The following is a 21,378-nucleotide window of genomic DNA, read 5'->3' as shown; positions in this document are numbered from 1 at the left end:
CCTCCTAACTTATCTGTTTGTAATGTTAGAATTAAACGGTAGTAGGTTCTACCCATTCGCCACCCACTTGTTCAAAGGTTTTATCGATTTCATTTTCTTCATCTTATTGCCCTTTCATCCCTTTCAATAATGCGTGTAAGCCGCTGAGCTTTGTTGGTTAGGCAGTGACTGCTCGGAATAGGTTTTCAAACCATTGAGTAATTTGCCAAATGCACCGGGAATCGCTAAGCGGAGCAGTGGGTAGAATGGATATGCGAAGAATTTAAGTTGCGGTTGAGCATACCAAATCACTTCGGATTTGTTGGCGCCAAGAGAACGAACCGTCATTTGCACCTGATTCTTTTTCACTGGCACAATGGCTGGCACATTGATGGGTGTGATTTCAAACGTCAAAGATTTATTGGCTTCGTTGTACTGTGTGATGACTTCCTTTGCTTTAGCGCCATTTGGATTCTTACTCAGGTTGCAGATGCGTCCTTCCATCGGAGCACCGGTTGAGCTATGGCCGGTTCCAATTTCGTACGAATGTGGGATCGGGTCCATCCACAGGTGGGCTTTATCAAATTGATGAGCGAGGTTTATTAGAAGTTGAATCTAGGGTTAGGCTTTAGCCACCGTCTTCACCATATGTGCATTGAAAGGTGCATAGAAGGTCGCCAACTTTTTCAACCAGCTTTCAAAATCCTTACTTGGCACTTCAAACTCACCATAGTTAGGTTCAAAAACATAGACAGTGTCGTTATCCGTTTTCAAGCTGCCTTGCTTCGGTGATAAAGAACGATAAAAAGCAATAGTGTGTGCACCGGCAGCCCCCACAACGGCTCCTGGGAACCAGAAAGAATAGATAAATCCAGCGTGCTGCGGCTTAGTCACTGCCTTTACAATGTTTTTGATATTAAAGTGAGTGTAATCATACAAGAGTGCGGTTTCTTTTAAGCCACGCAGTGAAATCATCATCCTGTCTGCAACCTGATAAGATGCCCCACCTTCCGACCAACGGGACGCAAACGTCTTCTGTAAAACCGGGTTACCTGCACCATCACGAGCAGATAAACGCTTCATGCGTTGCTTAGCGTCACCTTTTTTCTCGAACATAAAGCTAAGCCACTCGATACTGAAGTTATGACAAGCACCATTCGTTGCTGCAGCGGATGTCCCTTTCTTCGCCTTCATCACATCCACCTGCGAAAAGTTAGCAACAATTTTGTCCTTCATATTTCCTCTCCAACCTATTGATGTAATTAATGATATTATTAGAATCTATCTAGTAAAAATAGCAACTAAGAGAGTAGTAACCTAATTATTTTTTAGAGTAAATAGTCTCTCTCACATCTCTAACATCGGAATCAATTAGACGAGGTAAGCAAGTAACAGGCATAAAAAAGCCCCGCCAAAAGGCGAGGTTTCATCAGGATTTTAAACTACTTCGCATCCAGACCTTGCTGCCAGAACGCTACTTCCATTCGAGTCGCAGTTCTGAACACTTCAATCAGGTTTTGTCCCCGCTGACTATGAAGATCAATCTCTTCTAAGAGTTGGTTAAAATGCTCTGCACCTTGTGCGACACCACTTTGGAATTCTTCACCGCCATAAAGCTCGATCCAACTTGCGTAAGGGTTTCCTTCTCGTACGGTGTCACTGCTTTCAATCAACGCTTTACCAATCACCGCATAGCCAATCGAACACGGCGCCAGCGCGGCGTACAGGTCAACTAAATCACCTGTCATGCCTGCATCAAGCACATAGCGTGTGTAAGCAACGGTTCCAAAATCTTCATGTTCGTTTTCTAAATCAGATTCCGTTAGCCCCCATTGACCACAATACGTCACATGATGACCAATTTCGGAATCTAGCAGAGCATGCACACTCGGCAAGGCACAACGCATGTCTTCCAGCGTGCGCGCTTTATAGATGGCTAACGCGTAAGCACGCGCATACTGTTTGAGAAATAAAAAATCCTGCTTCAGATAGTGAAGAAAACTGTGCTGATCTAAAGTGCCTTTTGCTAGCTGCTGCACAAAGTCATGCTGTGTGTATTCCTGCCAGTCCGACTGACAAGCTTCGATAAGATCCTGATATTTCATTAGTTAAACTCCGGCACATAGTCTGCGGCTTTAGGCAGAGTTTCAATGATCTTTTGTGAATACATAAACTGGGCGTAATCGTCGTAGCGCTTGAGGTCAACCGCAGAAGGACGCAGTGCAAAACGGGTTAACGTATCGTTCCAAGCTCGTTGGTTAAGTTCATTGTTGAGAGTATCTGGCGCATAGGCAACAAACTCCTTCCACGACGCTTGTGGGTGATTAACAATGTAAGTGGTGGCTTGCTCAAGCGCTTTGTTGAAAGCTTTGATAGCCTCTGCATCATGAGTTTTGGCGTTCGCCACAAACACCAGCTCGTCATAGGCTGGCACACCGTGCTCTTCAGGGAAAAAGGCTTTCGCTTTGTAGCCTTCAAGCGCGAGCTGGTTAGTTTCAAAGTTGCGTAGACCACCCCAGATCGCATCTACCTTTCCTGATGCCAATGAAGAAGAGAGTGCCCAGCCCACATTGATGATATCCACATCGGTGAACTTCACACCGTCTTGCGCCAGCATAGTACCAATAGTGGCTTCTTCATTGCCTGCGATGGCAATACCGATTTTCTTACCTTTCAGGTCGGCCAGATTGTCGTTCTTACCGTTGTCTAACACCATCAGAGTGTTGAGTGGTGTCGCGATTAGAGTTGCAGAACGAATAAGCGGCAAACCCGCCGCAACATCGATAGTCAAACTTGGCTGGTAAGAGATCGCCAGATCCACTTTGCCAGCAGCCACCAACTTAGGTGGTATGCTTGGGTCTGCGGGTTCTTGAATATCGACGTCAATGCCTTGCTGCTTGAAGTAGCCACGCTCTTTCGCAATCACGATTGGTCCATGGTTCGGGTTAACAAACCAATCCAGCATCAGAGTGAGTTTTTTCTCTTCCGCCAGCGATTGAGCAGAAAATGTTGAGCAAAGTAGTGCCACTGCACTGAGTATTTTTTTTGTTTTCACGGGAGTGTCCTTTCTTTTATTGATTTTCCCAAGGAATCAGTTTCTTAAGTAATTTATCGGTGATGAAGTAGAACGAGACAGACAACAAAGCCAGAATAAACAGCGCCGCAAACATCTCATCAATGATCATGCGCGCATTGGCTTGCAGCATCAGGTAACCTAAACCTTCACTCGAACCTACCCACTCTCCGACAACCGCGCCAATAGGTGCAATGACTACAGCGACACGCATGCCGGAAGCCAGAGTTGGTAGAGCCGCTGGGAGTTGAATGTGTTTCAGCATTTGCCATTTGCTCGCCCCCATGGTTTTTGCCAGGTCGAGATAGCCTGTCGGCGTGTTTCTCAAGCCGTCGTAACAACACGTGGTTACGGGGAAGAAAATAATGATCGCCGCCATCACGACCTTTGATGCAATACCGTAGCCAAGCCACAGCATCAGGACAGGTGCAATCGCGAACACAGGAATCGCCTGACTGGCAATCAGAATCGGCAACAACCAGCGCTTGAGCGGTTTAAACAAGAGCATCTGTAAAGCGAAGAACAGCCCCATCGACAAGCCAAGTAACAGACCCAACACAATTTCTTGACCAGTCACTAGCGTATGTTTCATCAATACATCAAAGCGACTGATGAGGCGCTCAAACACGTCAAGCGGCGCAGGGAGAATAAAGCTTGGCATATCAAACACCACCACGACTAGCTGCCAAAGCCCCACAATAATGGCAGCACTGATCGTCAATCGGAGTGCAGGGTGTGTCAGACGCTCCTTTTTCACTACGTCGCGCCGAATGGCGTCAAACTGAGTCATATCACTCATAATCACCCTCTAACGAATTGAGAATGTCCTGCTGCAATTGCGCACATTCTGCATCTATGACACGAGGCGGTTGAGTGGTTGGAACCTCATGTGATTCAGCATAGGCGGGTTGACCGCGGAGGATGTACAGAGCGTCGGCCAGTCGAATCGCTTCTTGTGGATCATGGGTGATCAGCACCACCGTTTTGCCACGTAATAGCTCAGCGGCCAATGTCTGCAATTTATGTCGCGTCACCGCATCTAGCGCAGAGAAAGGCTCATCCATGAGTACCACAGGCTTGTCTTGCATTAACGTGCGAGCCAAAGCAACACGTTGACGCATACCACCTGACAACTGTACAGGCATAGCCGCCGCTTGATCCGATAATCCGACTTGCTCCAGCAATCGCAGCGCTCGACTCCTGTCAGGTTGAGCGCTGCCAAACTTACTGCTCAGGCAAACATTATCGAGAACATTGAGCCATGGTAGCAGCAGGTCTTGTTGTGCCATGTAAGCCATCTGGCCTTGCAGTGCTTGGCTATGACTGAGCGTCAGTTCTCCAGCCCACTGCGCTTTGTCGTTCAACAGACCTGCCAGATAACGCAGCAAGGTGGTTTTCCCACAGCCACTGCGCCCCAAAATACACGTCCACTGCCCAGCGGGTATCGACATAGAAAAGTGCGCCAATGTCGGGGCTGGATTATCCGTGTACTGCAAGCTGGCGCGCTGAATTTCGATCCCAATCGGCTCAGCGAACATTGATGTGACCACAGAAAAAGTGATGTACTGGTCCATGCCCCCTGCCAACGTTGAGCTCATCAGCATGAGCGATGGCCTGCGAGATGTATTGTTTACCTAGATAAACGGCTTTGTGCAGCCTGTTGCCCTGCGCAAGATAAGACGCAATCGCCGAAGATAAGGTGCAGCCTGTTCCATGAGTGTTTTTCGTCGGGAATCGTTTGGCACTCAAAAGCTCACTCGTTTGCGCTAAGATCAGCAAATCATTGCTGTTGTCATCTTTTTCTAGATGCCCCCCTTTCAGCAATACCGCTTTGGCACCGAGTGCGCGCAATTCTTCGATCATATTGCCCATCTGATCTTCGTTTTCTGGCACAGCGCCATCAATCAAAGCCGCCCCTTCAGGCAGATTAGGGGTGATCAGATCCGCCATCGGGATCAACTGCTCTTTTAATGTGCTAATCGCCGACTGCTCCAGAAGAAGATCACCGCTGGTTGCAACCATCACAGGATCAACCACCAGATGAGTAGGCTTGTACTGTCTGATTTTGTCCGCAACGACCTTAATGATCCGCGCGTCAGCCAACATCCCGACTTTAACAGCAACCACATTGAGATCCGTAAACACGGCGTCGAGCTGACTTTCAATATGCTCCAGAGGAATCGGGTGAATTGCGCTTACGCCAAGCGTATTTTGTGAGGTAATGGCCGTAATGACAGAACACGCGTAACTGCCAGTCGCAGATATGGCTTTAATGTCCGCTTGAATACCAGCGCCACCACCGCTATCAGATCCTGCGATGGTTAATACAATGGGTGGTGTGTCTTGTGAATGTGGCATGGATGCTCCTATTACAAGACGTACAGGAACTCTCAGCCAAACATGAAGTGATCAATAAAAGGGAAGATCGAATCATAAAAAGCGAGTGCACCAAAGCGAGAATACTCAAACATCGGTGCTAATAGTTCCCTACGTCAGTGCTAACTGAATCAGGTTCTACGGGTCTCGCAATGCGATCTCAGCCCTAAGGCTCCCCGACTATTTCCCGCTGATAATAACAGTAATTAAAAAGCGAATGCACTTTTAAATTCGCAAAAAGTGCTCGCAGTCATTCAATCCCACTCTGGAGCAAAGTCTGGATTGGCAAGACGGTGATTGCGATCTAATGTTGCAATCAATGCCATATCATCGTGGCTTAAGTGCACATTTTTCTCCTCGAGATTGCTCTCAATATTGGCCTGTCGAGTCGACGATGGAATCGTCACGAATTCATTTTGACGCATCCACGCCAACACTATTTGTGCTGCCGTTACGCCATGCTTGTTCGCCAGTTGAAGAATGATTTCATCTTTCAAAACAGCACCATACGCAAACGGCATATACCCCGTAACCAATACATCGTTGCGTTTGCAGAACTCGACCACCTTCTTGTTTTGCAGATATGGATGAACTTCTACCTGATTGGTAAAAATTTCCCCTGCTCCCAAAATACCTATCGCTTGTTCTAGCTGCTGGTTGTTGAAGTTAGAAACGCCGATATGCTTCACCAGGCCCGCCTCTTTCACCGCCTTCAACTCTGTCAGATACTCTAGCATGGATATTTTTTCATCTTTCAGCGGCCAATGAATCAGTAGCAAATCAATGTATGAGGTTTGCAGCTTATTCAAACTCTCTTCGACACTGGCTCGGAACTCTGCTTTCGACAGTTTGTTCATCCACACTTTAGTGGTAAGAAAAATCTCATCTCGGGCAATGCCCGACGCCAACATTGCATCACCCACCGACTGCTCATTACCGTAAATCTGAGCTGTATCGATATGACGATATCCGGCTTTAAGCGCCATCATAACGGAATCAAATGCCGTCTGACCTTCCAGTCTAAATGTACCGGCACCTAGCATAGGAATGTGTTTCATGGTATTTCCTGTTTCTGAATGAGTTGAACGATGCAATTATTGCGAGTAATTAACTGATGAAAAATGGCAAAAAACTCAAATCACTTTTGTCTTTTTTGCCATCAATGGTTACACCAATTTCGCGACAATTTTACCCGTGGTGCGTTGATTTCGAATTTCTACCAACTTATCCCCGACCTGATCTAACGGAATCACTTGCAGTGCTGGCGTTTCGAGTCTCCCCAGTTCGAACAGTTTAGAAACCGCATTACCGGCCGCAACCATATCATTTCGGCCTTTTTCACCATTTACATGGCCAGAACCTAAGCTAAGTTGATGGAATGAAAGACCTTTCAGAAAAGCATCAGGATAAAGCTCAGGCTGCACGGTTTTTACCAGCTCAACCATTTGTCCTTCAAAACCCAATACTGATGCCGCAAGCAGATCATTGTCACCACCAACACAATCTAGTGCGACGTCCACACCAAGCCCATCAGTAAGATTCATGATTTGCTCAGCGACATCATCACTTCGGTAATCAATCACATGGGTTGCCCCGAGCTTTTTCACATAGCTGTGTTTTGCTGTTGAGGCCGTAGTAACAATTTTGCTCACACCAAAATGTTTGGCCAGTTGAATGGCGAAGCTACCTACACCACCAGCGCCACCGGCAATGAAAATGCTACTACGAGATTCAATATTCAGCTTGTCAACCAAAGCACGATAGGCTGTCCACGCTGCACATGGAGTTGCTGCAGCAAATTCAGCAGGAACATTAGGGTGCGCCGTGAGGGTGCGTGCATCTTGGAGCGCATATTCTGCAAACCCGCCATGCACACGGCGCATATTTCCGTGATACAGAACTCGATCACCAACAGTCCAGCCAGTTACCAGTTCACCTGTCGCAACAATTTCCCCTGATACATCCAACCCTCCAACGAAGTTGTCGTTCATATCAGGGACCATTCCATGCCAAAAATTCACTTTGGCATCGACTGGGTTTAACGCCACCGCATGGACTCTGACCAAAACGTCAAATGGTGACTGAAGATTAGGTTGCGGCAATTCGGAGACTGTGAACGTGTCTTGTTCGCGCTGGTACGTGATCGCTTTCATTGATTTGTCCTTAGTTTCAAAGAATAAAGCCACTCATAAACATGAGTGGCTGAATAACTTACTTATAAGCACCTGCTGAGTAATGCAGCTCGTAGCTATGAGAGTAGATTTCAAGGATGTTACCGAATGGGTCTTCCATGTAGATCATGCGGTAAGGTTTCTCACCTGGGTAGTAATAGCGTGGCGCTTTCATACGTTTCTTACCACCTGCTGCAACAATCTTCTCTGCCAGCTCTTCCACATTTGGATCCTGAACACAGAAGTGGAAAATACCTGTTTTCCAGTATTCGAAGTTGTCTTCTGGATTTTCCTGATTCTTGAACTCAAACAGCTCAACACCGATACGGTCACCCGTCGAAAGGTGAGCAATACGGAAACGCTCCCAACCCGCACCAAATACGTCAGTACACATTTCACCGATAGCAGAATCGTCTTCAACGATTTCGGTAGGTTCCATGATCAGGTACCAACCAAGTACTTCTGTATAAAATTTAACTGCTGCTTCTAAGTCAGGTACTGAAATACCGATATGAGAAAAATTACGTGGATATGGAGTAGACATGTAGACCTCTTCTTTGCTCTTTGTGTCGGGGACTCTCCCGCTTCGTTGAGTACATATTAGGCAAAGAATAAATCGATTAAAAATTATCAATTATTCTTATTTTAATAATTTTTTGTTATCAAAATATTTTCAGAACTTCTTCATTTCCAACTTTGTATGAAACTAATTTACTGTTCTATAGTAAGAAAGCTCATAAATAAAAAAGGAGAGTGCTAATGAGTCAGGAGGCTTTAATTTCGCGTCTTAATGAGTTACCTAGGATCCAGAAAGTGCTACAAGAGCTACTTGATATGGTGAATCAGGACGAGGTCGATTTTGGCGAGCTCTCGAGAAAAATCGCTACCGATCAGGTATTGAGTGCTCGATTGCTACGTATGGCGAACTCTGCCCATTTCGGCGGCAGTAAAACAGTTTCTTCCGTTAACGAGGCTTTGCTTCGTGTCGGTACTGGTCCAGTAAGAACTCTGGTAGTCGCCTCAGTGCTTTCTGGTGCATTCCCTAAAATCAAAACACTGGATATGGACCAGTATTGGGAAGACACCTTCGAGATTTCCGTTATCGCCAGCAAGATTGCCGACGAGACAGGGATGGATTCCAACGAAGTGTTCACTACCGGTATTCTTCACAATATCGGCGAGCTGATGATTCATACTTTGGTACCTGATGCCGCAGTCAAAATACATGAACGTGCAGAGGCAGGAGAAGACGCGATTTCAGTACAAGAAGAAGTGCTGGATATTACAGCTCCGACACTGGGTGCTAAGTTGGCGAAGACTTGGAAGTTCCCTGACCCTATGGTGGACGCCATTGCTAATTATCATGAGCCTAGAGACGCAGAGCTGTCTCCTAAAATGGCAACGACACTGCACTTTGCTCGCTCGATCCATCGCGACTGGGATAAACTAGACAGCGATGATGCGAAAGCGCGATACCTAGCAGAGCATCCAGATTCTCGCTTACTTCATGTTTCCGCCGCCTTTGCACCAACCGTCGATAAATTCCGCGGTAACGGCAGGGATCTCGCCACTCAGCTCAACGCGGCTTAGTTCTAGGTGGCGAGGTAACACATCTCGCCATTCTTCTCTTACTACCAAAACTTAACGTTATCACATAAACTATTAAGCATAATTTTTTGTTATTAAACGATGACGATGCTCAACCCACTATGGCTGAAAACCTTTCAAACACTGATCGACACTGGCCACTTCACTAAAACCGCTGAAAAGCTTTTTATGACCCAACCAGGGGTTAGCCAGCACATCAAAAAGCTTGAGCAAGCATGCGGTCATGCTCTCATCGCCAGACACAACAAAACATTTGAAATCACAGAAGCCGGGCAATCTGTCTATCTCTATGCTCTAGAAGTTGAGCGCCAACAGGCTGAACTACTTAACTCTCTCAATATTGAAGACCCTTATTCAGGCAACGTCTCGCTATCCTGCTCTGGCTCTCTGGCGTTACTGCTCTATCCGCATCTTCTTAATTTACAATGTAAATATCCGAAACTAGTTCCAAAACTGGAAGCCGCTCCTCACCATAAAATTTTGGCTGATGTGTTATCTGGAGAGACTGATATTGGGATCGTTACTCACATTCCTTCCGACTCTCGTTTCGAATCAGAGATGTTGGGCATCGAGCCTCTTTGCCTGATGCTACCAGCCAAAATGGCAGTAAACAGCTTAACACCTGAGATTTTGAAATCGATTGGTTTGATTCAGCATCCCGATGCTATTCACTATCTCTCTCTTTACTTTGCCCAGTGTGGTGAACCTTTGCTAGAGAAGATCAACATCGACGATATTCCGGTCACGGGGTATATCAATCAGCTGAGCCAAATATTGTTACCTGTTGCAAAAGGGCTTGGGTTTACTGTGTTGCCTCAAAGTGCTCTCGATTCATTTTCAGATAGAGACAAAATTGCCATTTATCAGGCAGAACATGAAGTCGTAGAAACCCTATATTTTCTGACCAAAAGACATCGCCAGTTACCGCAACGCTTTACGACAATAATGAAAGAAATTTCCCCTTACTTTCATCACAACTAACCTATGGTTACTTCTGTTGCTAACTCCTCAATCACTGCACCGCCTTCCACACCAATCAAAGTGAGTGTCACAGTAATAGGCTCGCCTGCATCAGAGTATAAAGAGAAACTTTCAAGCTTACGCTCACCCTGCTTGAGAAACTGCATCTTGATATTGTAAACCGAATAATCCCAGTACCCATCCTTGTTAATATTGAGAGAACCAAGCGTATCCTTGCCTGCAACAACGCTATTGGGGTCGAACTGGGTCTGGCGACGATGACCGCTCGAAATCAGAAGTCTTCCTGAATCAATCAATAGCGGAGAAGGGGCACATTCTGAAAGCTCATTTTTTTCCTCCGCGTACTCAGAATCTGCTTGATGAAAACTCTTGCCGAGCATTCGGCTTACTCTATCTCTAACTCCCTCAGGAGGGCTAGGTAAAAGCGACAGTGATGCCAAACGATAAGCTCTTGAGCCTTGAGTACTAGACAAGTTGGTATCAGTCAGAGCATAGGTATCTGCATGGTTTACAGCGCTTCTGAAACGATGTGTGTTAGTTGAGTGAGCCATAACCTTCTCCTATTTTCTCTGATTACACTTGTCAAAATCGAACGCATATTGAATCAAGCTAGGTAAATTGATTAAGGCAAGCCACGTGCCAAAAAACAGGAAATAAATATAAGCACAAAAGTGCATATAATTCATAATGATAGAAATTAACAAAATCAGAGCACAATCTGATTCTCAATATGAAATGCAAAACACAACAAAAGTCGATCACTCATTTTCAATTTGCTAACGATCTTAAAGCACCAATATTTAACAATATTCTTAATCAACATGACTGCCTGAGTGCTAATCTAGCGCCGCTTAAAAAAACAATAAGTATGAAAAAATGAAACTAGAACACATCGATACACCGGCTTTGTTTATCGACATCGAGACTGTCGAACATAACTTAGCTGAGATGCAACGCAGAATTAATCAACTAGGCTTAACCCTCCGCCCTCATACGAAGGCGCATAAAATCCCACAACTGGCCCACAAGCAAATTGAACATGGTGCACAAGGCATCTGTACTTCAAAGCTAGGAGAGGCGGAAGTGATGCTTCAAGGTGGTATCACTGACATCCTAATCACAACCCCAATTGCTGGTCAGGCTAAGTATCAACGTCTGATAGAACTTCATAGCCAATACCCGCAAGCCACGCTCTATCAAGTTATTGATCATCCGCAGCACGTGGAATCAATCGCTGAGCTCGCTCAGCAGGCCGGTGTCGTGGTCAACCTTCTGATTGAAGTCGAAAGTGGTCAGCAGCGATGCGGTGTCGCAGTGGGTCAAGGACTGCTGGAGATTATAGAGAAAGTCGTTCAGACCGAAGGGGTTCATTACGCTGGGATTCAGGCGTACAGCGGGCACTTACAACTGATTAAAGGCTTTGAACAGAGACAACAACAAGCACGCTCAGCCGTGACTGAGCTGTTTGATTTTATCGATACTCAATTAAAGCCACGCCATCTTGCCCCAGAAATCATCAGTGGAGGCGGCACTGGGACGTATCAAGCTTATCAGGGGCTAGCGTACACTGAGATACAAGCTGGCTCTTATCTGTTTATGGATAACTCTTATTGCAATATTGGCGATGAGCAAGATGCAAACCTTAACCAACAGTTCAACTCTGCACTCAAAGTGTTAAGCACCGTCATTAGCCACCCAACCCCGCAACGCGCCGTCATTGATGCGGGTATGAAGTCACTTTCAGTTGATCTAGGTATGCCGGTTGTTGAATCTCGCCCTGATCTTACCTATCAATGTGGTGGGGATGAGCATGGCATTGTTCATCTTAGTGAAGACAATCTGCTTAGTATCGGGGAAACCCTGGTGTTAACGCCGAGTCACTGCGATACCACGCTAAACAATTTCGATTATTTATACGTGGTTAAACAAGGTGAGATTGTCGATAAATGGAAGATTGCAGGGCGTGGTCGCTCAGACTAACTTTTCTGCCAAGTTCTGACATTAAAAAAGGAGCCAACGGCTCCTTTTTGCGATATCCATAAGCAAGTGAAATTTATGCTTCCAATACGTCTTTTCCAGCGGCTTCTGCAAGGAGAAGCTGATCAGTTTCATCCAGCTGCATACCAAAAACTGGCAGACCGTGTTGGCATACCCAACAAGCAAAGAAAACAACGATACCCAGAGTTACTAAACCCAGAACAACCATAGCCAAACCTCCTCCTTGGTTATCAACATACGTACCGATAACTTAAGATGTGGCGTCGCCGGAGCGATGAGCTAAAAGGCCTTTGTAAATACTTTATTCTTCGACGCTTTCGATTCACTCTCAGTGGGAACATCACTGAGCCATGTGTTTCGTTTTCGTTCAATTTTTCGTATCAACTCTGTGAGTTTACTCGGGTCTCTACACCTTTAAATTATGTGGGCACCTTTTCACTATAGTTATACCGTACAAACTGAGCAACTACATTTAGTGGTTAGCGGCCATAAGATCACAATTTTTATGCTCACTTGCGCATATTTATCCTTACACGCGTTTCTCAGACATCAAAAAAGGGGCGAAACGCCCCTTGAGTAGTGCAAATATTCCGTAAAGGAATTTTTGTATTTATGCGCCGATCACGCCGCCATCTTCGCGTGTGATCGCCATGATTGTAGAGCGCGGTTTGCTGTTACCGCCCGCAGGGAAGTGAGACGGAGCACCTTTCTCACCCGGGTGCTGAACACCGACAAACATAGTTTTGTAATCTTCTGAGAAAGTCAGGCCGGTGATTTCACACGCTACAGGGCCAGTCAGGAAGCGACGCACCTCACCCGTCATAGGGTCACCACACAACATCTGGTTGTTACCTTGACCGGCAAAATCACCTTTGTTCGAGTAGTTACCATCGGTTTGAATCCACAGACGCCCTGCTTTATCAAAGCCAATGCCATCCGGGCTGTTGAACATGTTGTCTGCGTTGATGTTCTCGCTACCCGCGTAGAGGTTGCCTTTATGAACCGTTGGGTTACCCGCAATCAGGTACAGATCCCATTCAAACCCTTCGCTGGTGTGGTCACCACCTTGCGGTACCCAGCGAACAATCTGACCATAATGGTTTTCTTTGCGCGGGTTTGGTCCACCGACAGGCTGGCCTTCTTTTACACCACGGTTTTTGTTGTTGGTCAAGGTACAGAAAACGTGCTGGTTGTCCGGATGCACCGCAACCCATTCTGGGCGGTCCATTGTGGTTGCGCCAACTTGAGTCGCCGCTCGACGTGCAAAGGTCACCACTTCCGCTTGGTCATGGAAGCCGTTTTCTTTCGTCAGGCCATTCTTACCATGTGTTAGCTCCAGCCACTGGCCTTTACCCTTCAGCTCAGCATCATCCATCTCGAATTTGGCGACATACAATGTCCCTTCTTCCAGTAGATCGCGATTTGCTGTGTTGTTGCCTGGCTGATATTTGTTTTTAGAAACGAACTTGTAAAGGTGCTCACCACGTTCGTCATCACCCAAGTAGACAACCACATGACCGTCGTCATTGATCAGCAATGCTGCATTTTCGTGCTTGAATCGGCCTAGTGCAGTGCGCTTAAGCGGTGTTGAAGTCGGGTCGTTCGGATCTATCTCAACAACCCAACCAAAGCGATGTGGTTCATTTGGATGCTTAGCTACATCAAAACGCTCATCGGTGTCATGCCATTGGTATTTGCTAGGCTTAGGTTCAACACCATAGCGTACGTGGTCGCCCGAGACTTCAGCGCTAGCGCTGGTACCAAAGTAACCATTGAAGTTCTCTTCACATGTCAGGTACGTGCCCCATGGCGTTTGGCCATTTGCACAGTTGTTGAATGTACCCAATGGTTTCATACCTGTCGGATCGAGCTTGGTCTTCATCAAATCGTGACCAGCTGCTGGACCTGTGAGCTTCATTTCTGTAGCAGCGGTAATTCGACGGTTACGCTTACCGTTTTTGTCCAGCTTCCACTCACCACCAGATTTGACGATTTCAAACACAGTCACACCGTGAGCGGCCTGTGATTTCATGACATCATCTGCGGTCATCGCTTTACCGCCATGGTCAAACAGGTATTCGTAGTTGGTGTATTCATTGTTAACCGCAATTACGGCACGGTCTTTCGCGATTGGGAATAAGCTCATGCCGTCAGTATTGTCACCGAACTGGCGTAGTTGAGCTTTTGAGTCTTGCTTACCGCTCGGATCGAATTCTGGCGCATCAGCAAATATTGGGTCACCCCAAGATAACAAAGGTGTTGCTTTATAGCCTTTTGGCACAATAATCGCATCTTCTGTAGAAGCCGGAACAGCGTCAAAATTCAGTAGTGCGCTTTTCTTGTCTGCGGCAAATGCCTTAGTGATTGGGTTAAGCGACAGAAACGCGCCTGCACCCACTGCTGCGGTACCAGCCAAGAAACGACGACGTGATAGTCTCGCCTCGATCATTTGGCTGAATTGAGAATCTTGCTCATCGCGATTCCACATTGCTGACTCCTTGCTCGAGTATGTTTTTTATTAATAGCGAGCAGATGATAGATAGTAAAAATGACAATCGCGTTAAAGTATTGTTTCTATTAGATAAAGTCGGTATTGCAGTTTTATTTTAGTTACATTGCAATCCTATTAAAGTGAGCTCATATTCACTTTATATAAATAAGGTATGACGTACATACAAAAAAATGTGATCGAAACCCTGGCGATCTTCGAATTTGGTCGCTACATTAAATCTTGTTCATGAGGAACTTGATTCACATATGCTCAGTGACGAGCAAGCCATTAAAAAGTGAGGGAATATCATGAAGAAAATGAGAAAAGCACAACTTCATCGTGTCCGAATTCAATATTGGAAAGACGCTAATAAAGACACAAACAAGAAGTAACGTGCATCCTTTCAGCCTGCTCTAGCAGGCTATCAACGTCTAAGCTGGCAATCCGTTGCCAGCTTTTGTGTTTCTAAAGCACAGAAACCTTACTCCTACACAATAAAAGAAGCCCCATATAGGGGCTTCTGTTATCAGAGACTTAACACTACTAGCCCAAGCTCAAAATCATGATTTAACGTTCCGAGCAGACAACGAGAAATCATCTAAGGTTGATGAGATACCCTTCGCCATATCACTCATATCAACCGCAATATGGGAACTGTCCATGATCTTCTTATTGGTGTTCTGAAGAAGGTTAGACAGGTAGTCCTGTGCTTGTTTGAGATCGTGAATACTTCGAGACTGCTCATCAATAAGTGCCGCAATTTCATTCTGCTGTTCGACCGTCAACGTAATCGAGCTGGAAATCTTATCGATGTTATCCGCAGTATCACTACTGCATTGCTTACTGTTTTCTACTTCTTTCTGCAGTTGCGCCACAGACTCAACAGAGACTTTCACTCGCTCTGTCAAATCATTGAGCAAGCTACTAATTTCCCCGGTTGAGTCATTGGTTTTACTAGCCAACATTCGGACTTCATCAGCAACAACGGCAAAGCCTCGCCCTTGTTCACCTGCCCGTGCAGCCTCAATTGCAGCATTAAGTGCCAATAAATTGGTCTGCTCGGCAATGGTCTGGATAACATCAATTATGCTATACACTTGCTCGGCAACAGAACTCAGTTCCTGAATGTTCTCAGACACTTTCTGCGACTCAGCAGACGCTAGCTCTACCGCTTTCATGTTGGCGTGAACTGAATCTAAGCCACGCTTTGCACTGGTTTGACTTTGAGCGGCAGACTCTAAGGTTTGATCAACCACTCCTGAAACGCGATCAAAGGAATCCACCAAACCATCTGAAATTTGAGCAATCTCTTCGTATTTGCGTTTCTCATCATCGTAGCTCTCATTCACCTCTTGCGACAAAGACTCAACTCGACTCGATAAACTAGAGATGTTGTCCGCACTGGTTTTGAGACCTTTGACCACCGAAGACAATGCGTGTCTCATCGACTGGATGTTCTTCGCCAACAGGCCAAGCTCACTATTATTGACCAGCTCATTGATATGATCTTTGTCCTCCAGATCACCTTTTCTTGTGTCTCTGCTCACCGCGACCAATTGATGAATTGGCTGTGTTAAGCTTTTCCCAATCAAGTAAGAAAGCACAATGACGAGCAGTATGCCGACACCAGAGATGACTAAAATGTCTTGCTTCAAGCCTTTCACATTAGCGTCTGCATAGCGGTTATAGCTAAGTACCGCTTGGTGCATCGCTCCGAGTGTTTTGTGATTGGCCAGCATAAACTTATCAACCTGCTCCTCCGTCGGCTTGTCCGTTTGTTGCAACAAAGAAAAAGCCATGGCTTTTTGCGTATTCCAGAGCTGCTCTACCGTGTTGAGCCTGTTTTTAAAGTCTTCTGCTGTACTTTCAGCAAGGTTAATCGGATTTTTCATCGGTAAATCTGAGAAGGTCTGGCCACCACTTTTTAACGCTTTGAGTGAGGTCTCGTAAAGTTTGATGGTATTGTCGTAATTGAGCTGAGAATGAGCTGACTTATGCCCCTCATATACAGAAAGCATGACCTCACTGGCAAACTTCTTGGTCAACATTCTCTGTCGGCCAGCAACATTAATCACCGTGCCATCCTGCTTATTCTTTTCCAAAGTCACAATAATATCGGTCGCAATCAAAACAATAGTGACGACAAATACAACGAAAATAGCTACCAAACGATTGGTAACAGACCACTGAGACAAAAGTCGCTTCATGTTCTTATCCCTACTCATATTTTCCAACTAACCATATGAATCTAGATGGCAATATTGAAACTCGCTACCGATCATCAAAAATTCATCCTATAGATGGGTTAATACGTAGAAACTCTCACTTAAGTCTGCTTTCTGGGGGCATGTTTACCCTTTTCAGTCAGCAAGTGATCAAACACATTTCGAACAAACGGAGCACCCACTTTGGAACCACCATTACCGTGTTCGATGACGACTGTCGTGACATACTCAGGATTGCGACACGGAGCAAACCCTGTAAACAAGCCGTGATCGAGAAGGTTGTGACTCAATTCTTTGGAGTTATAGACTTCGTCTTTCTTCAGGCCGAAAACCTGTGCGGTTCCCGACTTACCACCACTGCAATACTCGGTCCCTCTGAACGCTCTTCGGCCTGAACCTCTTGGGCCTTCATTCACCAGTCGCATTGCATTCAGAGCAATATCCCATGAACTGTCATCCACTTGTTTCATGTTGTTAGTCACTGGCTCATCAACTAACGTCGCAGACTCAAAGCTTTGACCATGCTCAATGACCGCTTTCAGCAGATGAGGTGGCGTGACATTGCCGTGATTTACCAATACTGATGTTGCTTTAGCAATTTGTAACGGTGTGGCCGTCCAGTAACCCTGACCAATACCAATAGGCACCGTATCCCCTTTATACCAAGGTTGATGATGGCGGCGCTGTTTCCACTCTCGGGTCGGCATATTGGCTTCCGTTTCCTCAAGAATGTCTATGCCTGTCAGCTGACCAAACCCAAACAGCCCCATCCAATCCGAGATACGATCAATCCCCAAATCGTATGCCATCTGATAGAAAAACGAATCCACCGACTCTTCAATCGCTAGCGTGACATTAACATCACCATGCCCCCAGCGTCGCCAGTCACGCCAAGCTTTGGAATGACGACTGGAGCCAGGAATCTGCCAACGACCGTGATCGTTACGAATCGTAGTCGGGCTGATGACATGTTCAGTCAACCCGGCAATCGCCATGAAGGGCTTCACCGTGGAAGCGGGCGGATACACGCCAAGAGTGGCACGATTGACCAGTGGGTGATGCACATCTTCAAGCAATTTACGATACGCAGGCCCTGATATCCCATCGACAAAAGGGTTGGGGTCATAACTGGGGCTGGATGCCATCGCCAGTACACTGTTGTCTTTCGGATCAAGTACCACCGCACTGCCCTGCCTGTCTCCCAACAGTTTGTAGACATAATTTTGTAAATCGACGTCAATGTTCAGAACGATATCTTTACCCGCGACAGGTGGCACATATTCGAGGGTGCGAATCACTCGACCACGGCTGTTCACTTCAACTTCTTCATAGCCTTGCTCACCATGAAGCATTTTTTCGTAGTAACGCTCGATCCCGAGCTTGCCAATGTTCTTCGTTGCCCGGTAGTTAGACAACTCATCCTGACGCTTGAGACGTTCAATATCGCGATCATTGATGTGAGAAACGTAACCTACAACATGCGTCAGTGACGCACCATAAGGATAGAAACGCTTCATTTCAGCGTTGATAACAAAGCCCGGAAATTCGTGTTGATGCGCAGAAAAACGGGCCACTTCCAACTCAGATAACTCTCCTTTTATCGTCACCGCCTTGAAACGCCTGCGATGTAGATGTTCAAGCTGGTTCACCTGCTCTGGTGACAAATCGACATATTTCTGCAAGTTAACAATAGATTGGTCGAGGTTGAGCACTTTATCCGGAAACACATCCAACACATAAACAGGAATGTTTTTGGCAATGAGATGCCCGTTACGGTCATAAATCAGCCCCCGTGGAGGAGAAATAGGCAGAACCTGAATTCGGTTGTCATTTGCTCGGGTCTGGTAGTATTCAAAATCTTTGACTTCTAGGTGGTAGAGGTTTGCCACCAGCACACCCAGTAAGGCGATCATCGCAATAAAAGCCACGACCGCGCGGCGTTGGAATAGCTTCACTTCCCACTCATGATTGCGCATGTGGGTACGTTGTCGATTGAACTTCATAATAGGGGAACAAATTGACGGTGATTTTTTCGTCCTACACCTGTCAATATATTTACATTTGGTTACATTGACGATTACTTTAACAACAACGGGTAAGCGTTATGTACGAAGAGTGTCAACATCCCCAAATCAACTAGTCTCTCAAGCGAGTCAGAAAATAATCTGAAAGAGCAGCAAGACTTAAAGTCTGCCATTGATTTCTTCCTCTCCTGTCAAGGGATAAAGTAAAGGAGCCAAATGGCTCCTTTATTTCAAGATTTTAGCGATGCTCCATGAGTTCGGATAACGTCCTGATACCAGAAAAAGCTTTTCTTGCGCTTACGCTCTAATGTGCCACTTCCATCGTCATGGCGATCAACATAAATGTAGCCGTAACGCTTACTCATTTCTGCAGTGGAATTAGCTACTAAATCAATCGGTCCCCAACTGGTGAAGCCCATCAGCTCCACTCCATCCAATACGGCTTCTCTGGCCTGAACCAAGTGGTCATTGAGGTAGGCAATGCGATAATCATCTTCTATCTCCCCATTGGCGTTGATTTCATCGCGCGCCCCAAGCCCATTTTCAACAATGAATAACGGCTTCTGATAGCGGTCATAAAGAAAGTTAAGCAAAATGCGTAGCCCTTTCGGATCAATTAGCCAACCCCACTGACTTTTCTCTAAATACGGATTAGGCACGCTGTCGACAATGTTACCGACCTCTTTCTGCTTGGGATCCGCACTAGCACAGCCACTCGCATAATAGCTGAATGAAATGAAGTCAACGCTGGCGCTCGCCAGTTCCTCTGCATCACCTGGCTGCATGTCGATCTCAATCCCTTTTTCACGGAAATAGCGAAGCATGTAACCTGGGTAACGACCACGAGTCTGGACATCACCAAAAAACAGCCATTTGTTATTTTCCTGCATCGCCGCGATGACATCGTCGGGATTGCAGGTATACGGATAATTGAGTGCACCAAGCAACATGTTACCTATCTTGGCATCTGGAATAATCTCATGACATAGTTTCACCGCTTTTGCATTAGCGACAAGCTGATGATGTATTGCCTGATAAATGGCCAGCTCACTAGCCTCTTCAGCCAAGCCCACACCGGTAAACGGCGCGTGTAGAGACATGTTGATTTCATTGAACGTCAACCACAGTTTGACCTTGTTCTGATAGCGTTCAAACACGGTACTAGCATAGCGCTCAAAGAAGCTAATCAGTTCACGGCTTGCCCAACCGCCATAGTTTTCTACCAACGCGTAAGGCATCTCATAATGAGACAAGGTGACAAAAGGCGTAATGTCATGTTTCGCTAATTCGTCGAAGATACGATCATAATACGCCAAGCCTTCTTCATTGGGCTCGGATTCATCGCCATTCGGGAATATACGCGTCCAAGCAATGGACAACCTCAGACAGTTGAACCCCATTTCATTAAACAGAGCGATATCCTCTGGGTAACGCTGGTAAAAATCTATCGCCAGATCTTTTATACCATCGGTGCGTTGTTGGCGCGTCTGGTGCAGACTGAGAATTCCATTGGGCAACATGTCGGACGTCGACAGCCCTTTACCATCAAGATCAAAACTGCCTTCCACCTGATTCGCCGCAATCGCGCCGCCCCACAGAAAATGCTTAGGAAAAGTTGTCATCATATTCTCTCTCACTTCGAGTCTGAACTGAGTGTAACTCACATTTTAGGAACAAAATGAGGCTGAGGTGTGAGATAGATATTTCCTAGTTTTTTCCGTTCACGCACACTAAAACTCTTCCCTTCGATAATAGTGAACAATGGATAAGAACAGCGAAACCTGGCACCAATACTACCAGAAGGTACTGACCAAAAAGCACTCACTAGAAACTGAGAACGCACACCAATTCAACCGTTCTGGCTGTACAGTTGCGATTGACTGTGGCTGTGGTACGGGCAGCGACATCGCCTACCTCGCGCAGCAAGGCTATCAGGTACATGGTTTTGATAATAATGAAGACGCTATTGGTCTTTGCCGCGATCGATTCACAGACCAGCCTTCGATTAATATCTCACTCTCTACATTTGAAACGTTCCGTTACCCACAAGCTGGAGTGGTTCTGGCACATAACAGCCTGTTCTTTGCTGAACCGGAGGCGTTTCCTGACACGTGGCAATCCATCAGTAACAGCCTAGAAACTGGCGGCGTATTTAGTGGTGATTTCATGGGTGAAAAAGACTCTTGGGCTCACGGATTCCGTATAGCAACTACACCACTGACGAAACTACAGGTGGAAGCTCTATTCAAAGATTTCAATATTATCCAGTTCCAAGAACGTGATGAAACAGGCCAGACGGCACTTGGGCGAATCAAGCATTGGCATACCTTTTCAGTGTTAGCCGTAAAGAAAGCCGCTTCTAACTGATTGGAGCAATATCCTTACATTCAACCAATGCAATTTGTAGCATTTCCGCGATCTCTTAGACAAAATTTTTCAGCGATTCGCTCTA

General features: G+C 46.0%; 20 protein-coding genes and 1 riboswitch. Of the genes, 4 read left to right on the top strand and 16 right to left on the bottom strand.

The window, feature by feature from the left end:
• Window positions 1-123: 123 nt before the first annotated feature.
• The 10 genes from IX95_RS03965 to IX95_RS03920 all read right to left on the bottom strand — a co-directional run bounded on the left by IX95_RS03965 (window position 124) and on the right by IX95_RS03920 (window position 8,143).
• Window positions 124-582 carry an SRPBCC family protein gene (locus tag IX95_RS03965; RefSeq protein WP_268745321.1) on the bottom strand — a complete coding sequence of 153 codons (459 nt, stop codon included), beginning with the start codon at window positions 580-582 and terminating at the stop codon, window positions 124-126.
• An 18-nt stretch (window positions 583-600) separates the two neighbouring features.
• On the bottom strand, window positions 601-1,215 hold the full coding sequence (locus IX95_RS03960; RefSeq protein ID WP_019277357.1) for a YopT-type cysteine protease domain-containing protein: 615 nt from the start codon (window positions 1,213-1,215) through the stop codon (window positions 601-603).
• A gap of 206 nt (window positions 1,216-1,421) precedes the next feature.
• Entirely contained in the window at window positions 1,422-2,084 is a 663-nt protein-coding gene (gene tenA / locus IX95_RS03955) for a thiaminase II (protein ID WP_038157033.1), read from the bottom strand.
• The gene (locus IX95_RS03950) at window positions 2,084-3,034 is read right to left on the bottom strand and encodes an ABC transporter substrate-binding protein (protein ID WP_038157030.1); all 951 of its coding nucleotides are present in this window, start codon (window positions 3,032-3,034) and stop codon (window positions 2,084-2,086) included. The genes tenA and IX95_RS03950 overlap by 1 nt, the downstream gene beginning before the upstream one ends.
• Window positions 3,035-3,050: 16 nt before the next feature.
• Window positions 3,051-3,851, bottom strand: coding sequence for an ABC transporter permease (locus IX95_RS03945; protein ID WP_038157027.1), 801 nt, complete (start codon window positions 3,849-3,851; stop codon window positions 3,051-3,053).
• Window positions 3,844-4,590, bottom strand: a complete 747-nt coding sequence (locus tag IX95_RS03940; RefSeq protein ID WP_038157024.1) for an ABC transporter ATP-binding protein — start codon at window positions 4,588-4,590, stop codon at window positions 3,844-3,846. The genes IX95_RS03945 and IX95_RS03940 overlap by 8 nt, the downstream gene beginning before the upstream one ends.
• Window positions 4,580-5,410, bottom strand: a complete 831-nt coding sequence (gene thiD, locus IX95_RS03935; RefSeq protein WP_038157020.1) for a bifunctional hydroxymethylpyrimidine kinase/phosphomethylpyrimidine kinase — start codon at window positions 5,408-5,410, stop codon at window positions 4,580-4,582. The genes IX95_RS03940 and thiD overlap by 11 nt, the downstream gene beginning before the upstream one ends.
• Before the next feature lie 109 nt (window positions 5,411-5,519).
• Window positions 5,520-5,617, bottom strand: a riboswitch (TPP riboswitch).
• Window positions 5,618-5,682: 65 nt separating this feature from the next.
• Window positions 5,683-6,486 (bottom strand): 2,5-didehydrogluconate reductase DkgB, encoded by an 804-nt coding sequence (dkgB, locus tag IX95_RS03930; RefSeq protein ID WP_038157017.1) that lies wholly within the window; start codon window positions 6,484-6,486, stop codon window positions 5,683-5,685.
• A gap of 108 nt (window positions 6,487-6,594) precedes the next feature.
• On the bottom strand, window positions 6,595-7,581 hold the full coding sequence (locus IX95_RS03925) for a zinc-binding dehydrogenase (protein ID WP_038157014.1): 987 nt from the start codon (window positions 7,579-7,581) through the stop codon (window positions 6,595-6,597).
• 58 nt (window positions 7,582-7,639) lie between these two features.
• Window positions 7,640-8,143 carry a lactoylglutathione lyase family protein gene (locus tag IX95_RS03920; protein WP_006959988.1) on the bottom strand — a complete coding sequence of 168 codons (504 nt, stop codon included), beginning with the start codon at window positions 8,141-8,143 and terminating at the stop codon, window positions 7,640-7,642.
• Window positions 8,144-8,358: 215 nt separating this feature from the next.
• Here IX95_RS03920 and IX95_RS03915 point away from each other — a divergent pair, with 215 nt between their 5' ends.
• Together IX95_RS03915 and IX95_RS03910 are read left to right on the top strand one after the other, a co-directional pair.
• Window positions 8,359-9,189 (top strand): HDOD domain-containing protein, encoded by an 831-nt coding sequence (locus IX95_RS03915; RefSeq protein ID WP_038157011.1) that lies wholly within the window; start codon window positions 8,359-8,361, stop codon window positions 9,187-9,189.
• Window positions 9,190-9,294: 105 nt separating this feature from the next.
• A complete protein-coding gene (locus IX95_RS03910) occupies window positions 9,295-10,188 on the top strand; it encodes a LysR family transcriptional regulator (protein WP_038157008.1) in 894 nt (297 codons plus the stop codon).
• Here IX95_RS03910 and IX95_RS03905 read toward each other — a convergent pair.
• Window positions 10,185-10,739 carry a VCBS domain-containing protein gene (locus IX95_RS03905; protein ID WP_235202573.1) on the bottom strand — a complete coding sequence of 185 codons (555 nt, stop codon included), beginning with the start codon at window positions 10,737-10,739 and terminating at the stop codon, window positions 10,185-10,187. The two genes, IX95_RS03910 and IX95_RS03905, sit on opposite strands and share 4 nt — an antisense overlap.
• A gap of 325 nt (window positions 10,740-11,064) precedes the next feature.
• On the opposite strand from IX95_RS03905, the gene IX95_RS03900 reads away from it, so the two are divergent.
• The gene (locus tag IX95_RS03900; RefSeq protein WP_038157006.1) at window positions 11,065-12,168 is read left to right on the top strand and encodes a DSD1 family PLP-dependent enzyme; all 1,104 of its coding nucleotides are present in this window, start codon (window positions 11,065-11,067) and stop codon (window positions 12,166-12,168) included.
• 73 nt (window positions 12,169-12,241) lie between these two features.
• Here IX95_RS03900 and IX95_RS26475 read toward each other — a convergent pair whose 3' ends face one another.
• The 5 genes from IX95_RS26475 to ascB form a co-directional block, all read right to left on the bottom strand.
• Window positions 12,242-12,400: a hypothetical protein gene (locus IX95_RS26475; RefSeq protein WP_154351826.1), complete on the bottom strand. Its 159-nt coding sequence runs from the start codon at window positions 12,398-12,400 to the stop codon at window positions 12,242-12,244.
• A gap of 396 nt (window positions 12,401-12,796) precedes the next feature.
• Window positions 12,797-14,674 carry a PhoX family protein gene (locus tag IX95_RS03895; RefSeq protein ID WP_038157003.1) on the bottom strand — a complete coding sequence of 626 codons (1,878 nt, stop codon included), beginning with the start codon at window positions 14,672-14,674 and terminating at the stop codon, window positions 12,797-12,799.
• A 563-nt stretch (window positions 14,675-15,237) separates the two neighbouring features.
• Window positions 15,238-16,884: a methyl-accepting chemotaxis protein gene (locus IX95_RS03890; protein WP_038157001.1), complete on the bottom strand. Its 1,647-nt coding sequence runs from the start codon at window positions 16,882-16,884 to the stop codon at window positions 15,238-15,240.
• Between the two features lie 119 nt (window positions 16,885-17,003).
• Entirely contained in the window at window positions 17,004-18,905 is a 1,902-nt protein-coding gene (gene mrdA / locus IX95_RS03885; protein WP_038156998.1) for a penicillin-binding protein 2, read from the bottom strand.
• A gap of 251 nt (window positions 18,906-19,156) precedes the next feature.
• Window positions 19,157-20,548 (bottom strand): 6-phospho-beta-glucosidase, encoded by a 1,392-nt coding sequence (gene ascB / locus IX95_RS03880; RefSeq protein ID WP_038157597.1) that lies wholly within the window; start codon window positions 20,546-20,548, stop codon window positions 19,157-19,159.
• Window positions 20,549-20,687: 139 nt separating this feature from the next.
• Between ascB and IX95_RS03875 the strand changes: the two genes are divergently transcribed.
• Window positions 20,688-21,293 carry a class I SAM-dependent methyltransferase gene (locus IX95_RS03875; protein WP_038156996.1) on the top strand — a complete coding sequence of 202 codons (606 nt, stop codon included), beginning with the start codon at window positions 20,688-20,690 and terminating at the stop codon, window positions 21,291-21,293.
• Window positions 21,294-21,378 lie beyond the last annotated feature (85 nt).

Origin of the sequence: Vibrio sp. B183 (genome assembly GCF_000740665.1) — a bacterium.
In the GTDB taxonomy this organism is placed as follows: domain Bacteria; phylum Pseudomonadota; class Gammaproteobacteria; order Enterobacterales; family Vibrionaceae; genus Vibrio; species Vibrio coralliilyticus.
The sequence above is the reverse complement of the archived record's forward strand: the minus strand, read 5'-3'. Positions and strand labels throughout refer to the sequence as shown.

Bases quoted from the DNA above. Each gene is read 5' to 3' on its own strand.
- IX95_RS03960 (WP_019277357.1), bottom strand. From the start codon at position 1,215: ATGAAGGACAAAATTGTTGCTAACTTTTCGCAGGTGGATGTGATGAAG.
- tenA (WP_038157033.1), bottom strand. From the start codon at position 2,084: ATGAAATATCAGGATCTTATCGAAGCTTGTCAGTCGGACTGGCAGGAA.
- IX95_RS03945 (WP_038157027.1), bottom strand. From the start codon at position 3,851: ATGAGTGATATGACTCAGTTTGACGCCATTCGGCGCGACGTAGTGAAA.
- IX95_RS03940 (WP_038157024.1), bottom strand. From the start codon at position 4,590: ATGTTCGCTGAGCCGATTGGGATCGAAATTCAGCGCGCCAGCTTGCAG.
- thiD (WP_038157020.1), bottom strand. From the start codon at position 5,410: ATGCCACATTCACAAGACACACCACCCATTGTATTAACCATCGCAGGA.
- dkgB (WP_038157017.1), bottom strand. From the start codon at position 6,486: ATGAAACACATTCCTATGCTAGGTGCCGGTACATTTAGACTGGAAGGT.
- IX95_RS03925 (WP_038157014.1), bottom strand. From the start codon at position 7,581: ATGAAAGCGATCACGTACCAGCGCGAACAAGACACGTTCACAGTCTCC.
- IX95_RS03920 (WP_006959988.1), bottom strand. From the start codon at position 8,143: ATGTCTACTCCATATCCACGTAATTTTTCTCATATCGGTATTTCAGTA.
- IX95_RS03915 (WP_038157011.1), top strand. From the start codon at position 8,359: ATGAGTCAGGAGGCTTTAATTTCGCGTCTTAATGAGTTACCTAGGATC.
- IX95_RS03910 (WP_038157008.1), top strand. From the start codon at position 9,295: ATGCTCAACCCACTATGGCTGAAAACCTTTCAAACACTGATCGACACT.
- IX95_RS03905 (WP_235202573.1), bottom strand. From the start codon at position 10,739: ATGGCTCACTCAACTAACACACATCGTTTCAGAAGCGCTGTAAACCAT.
- IX95_RS03900 (WP_038157006.1), top strand. From the start codon at position 11,065: ATGAAACTAGAACACATCGATACACCGGCTTTGTTTATCGACATCGAG.
- IX95_RS03895 (WP_038157003.1), bottom strand. From the start codon at position 14,674: ATGTGGAATCGCGATGAGCAAGATTCTCAATTCAGCCAAATGATCGAG.
- IX95_RS03890 (WP_038157001.1), bottom strand. From the start codon at position 16,884: ATGAAGCGACTTTTGTCTCAGTGGTCTGTTACCAATCGTTTGGTAGCT.
- mrdA (WP_038156998.1), bottom strand. From the start codon at position 18,905: ATGAAGTTCAATCGACAACGTACCCACATGCGCAATCATGAGTGGGAA.
- ascB (WP_038157597.1), bottom strand. From the start codon at position 20,548: ATGACAACTTTTCCTAAGCATTTTCTGTGGGGCGGCGCGATTGCGGCG.
- IX95_RS03875 (WP_038156996.1), top strand. From the start codon at position 20,688: ATGGATAAGAACAGCGAAACCTGGCACCAATACTACCAGAAGGTACTG.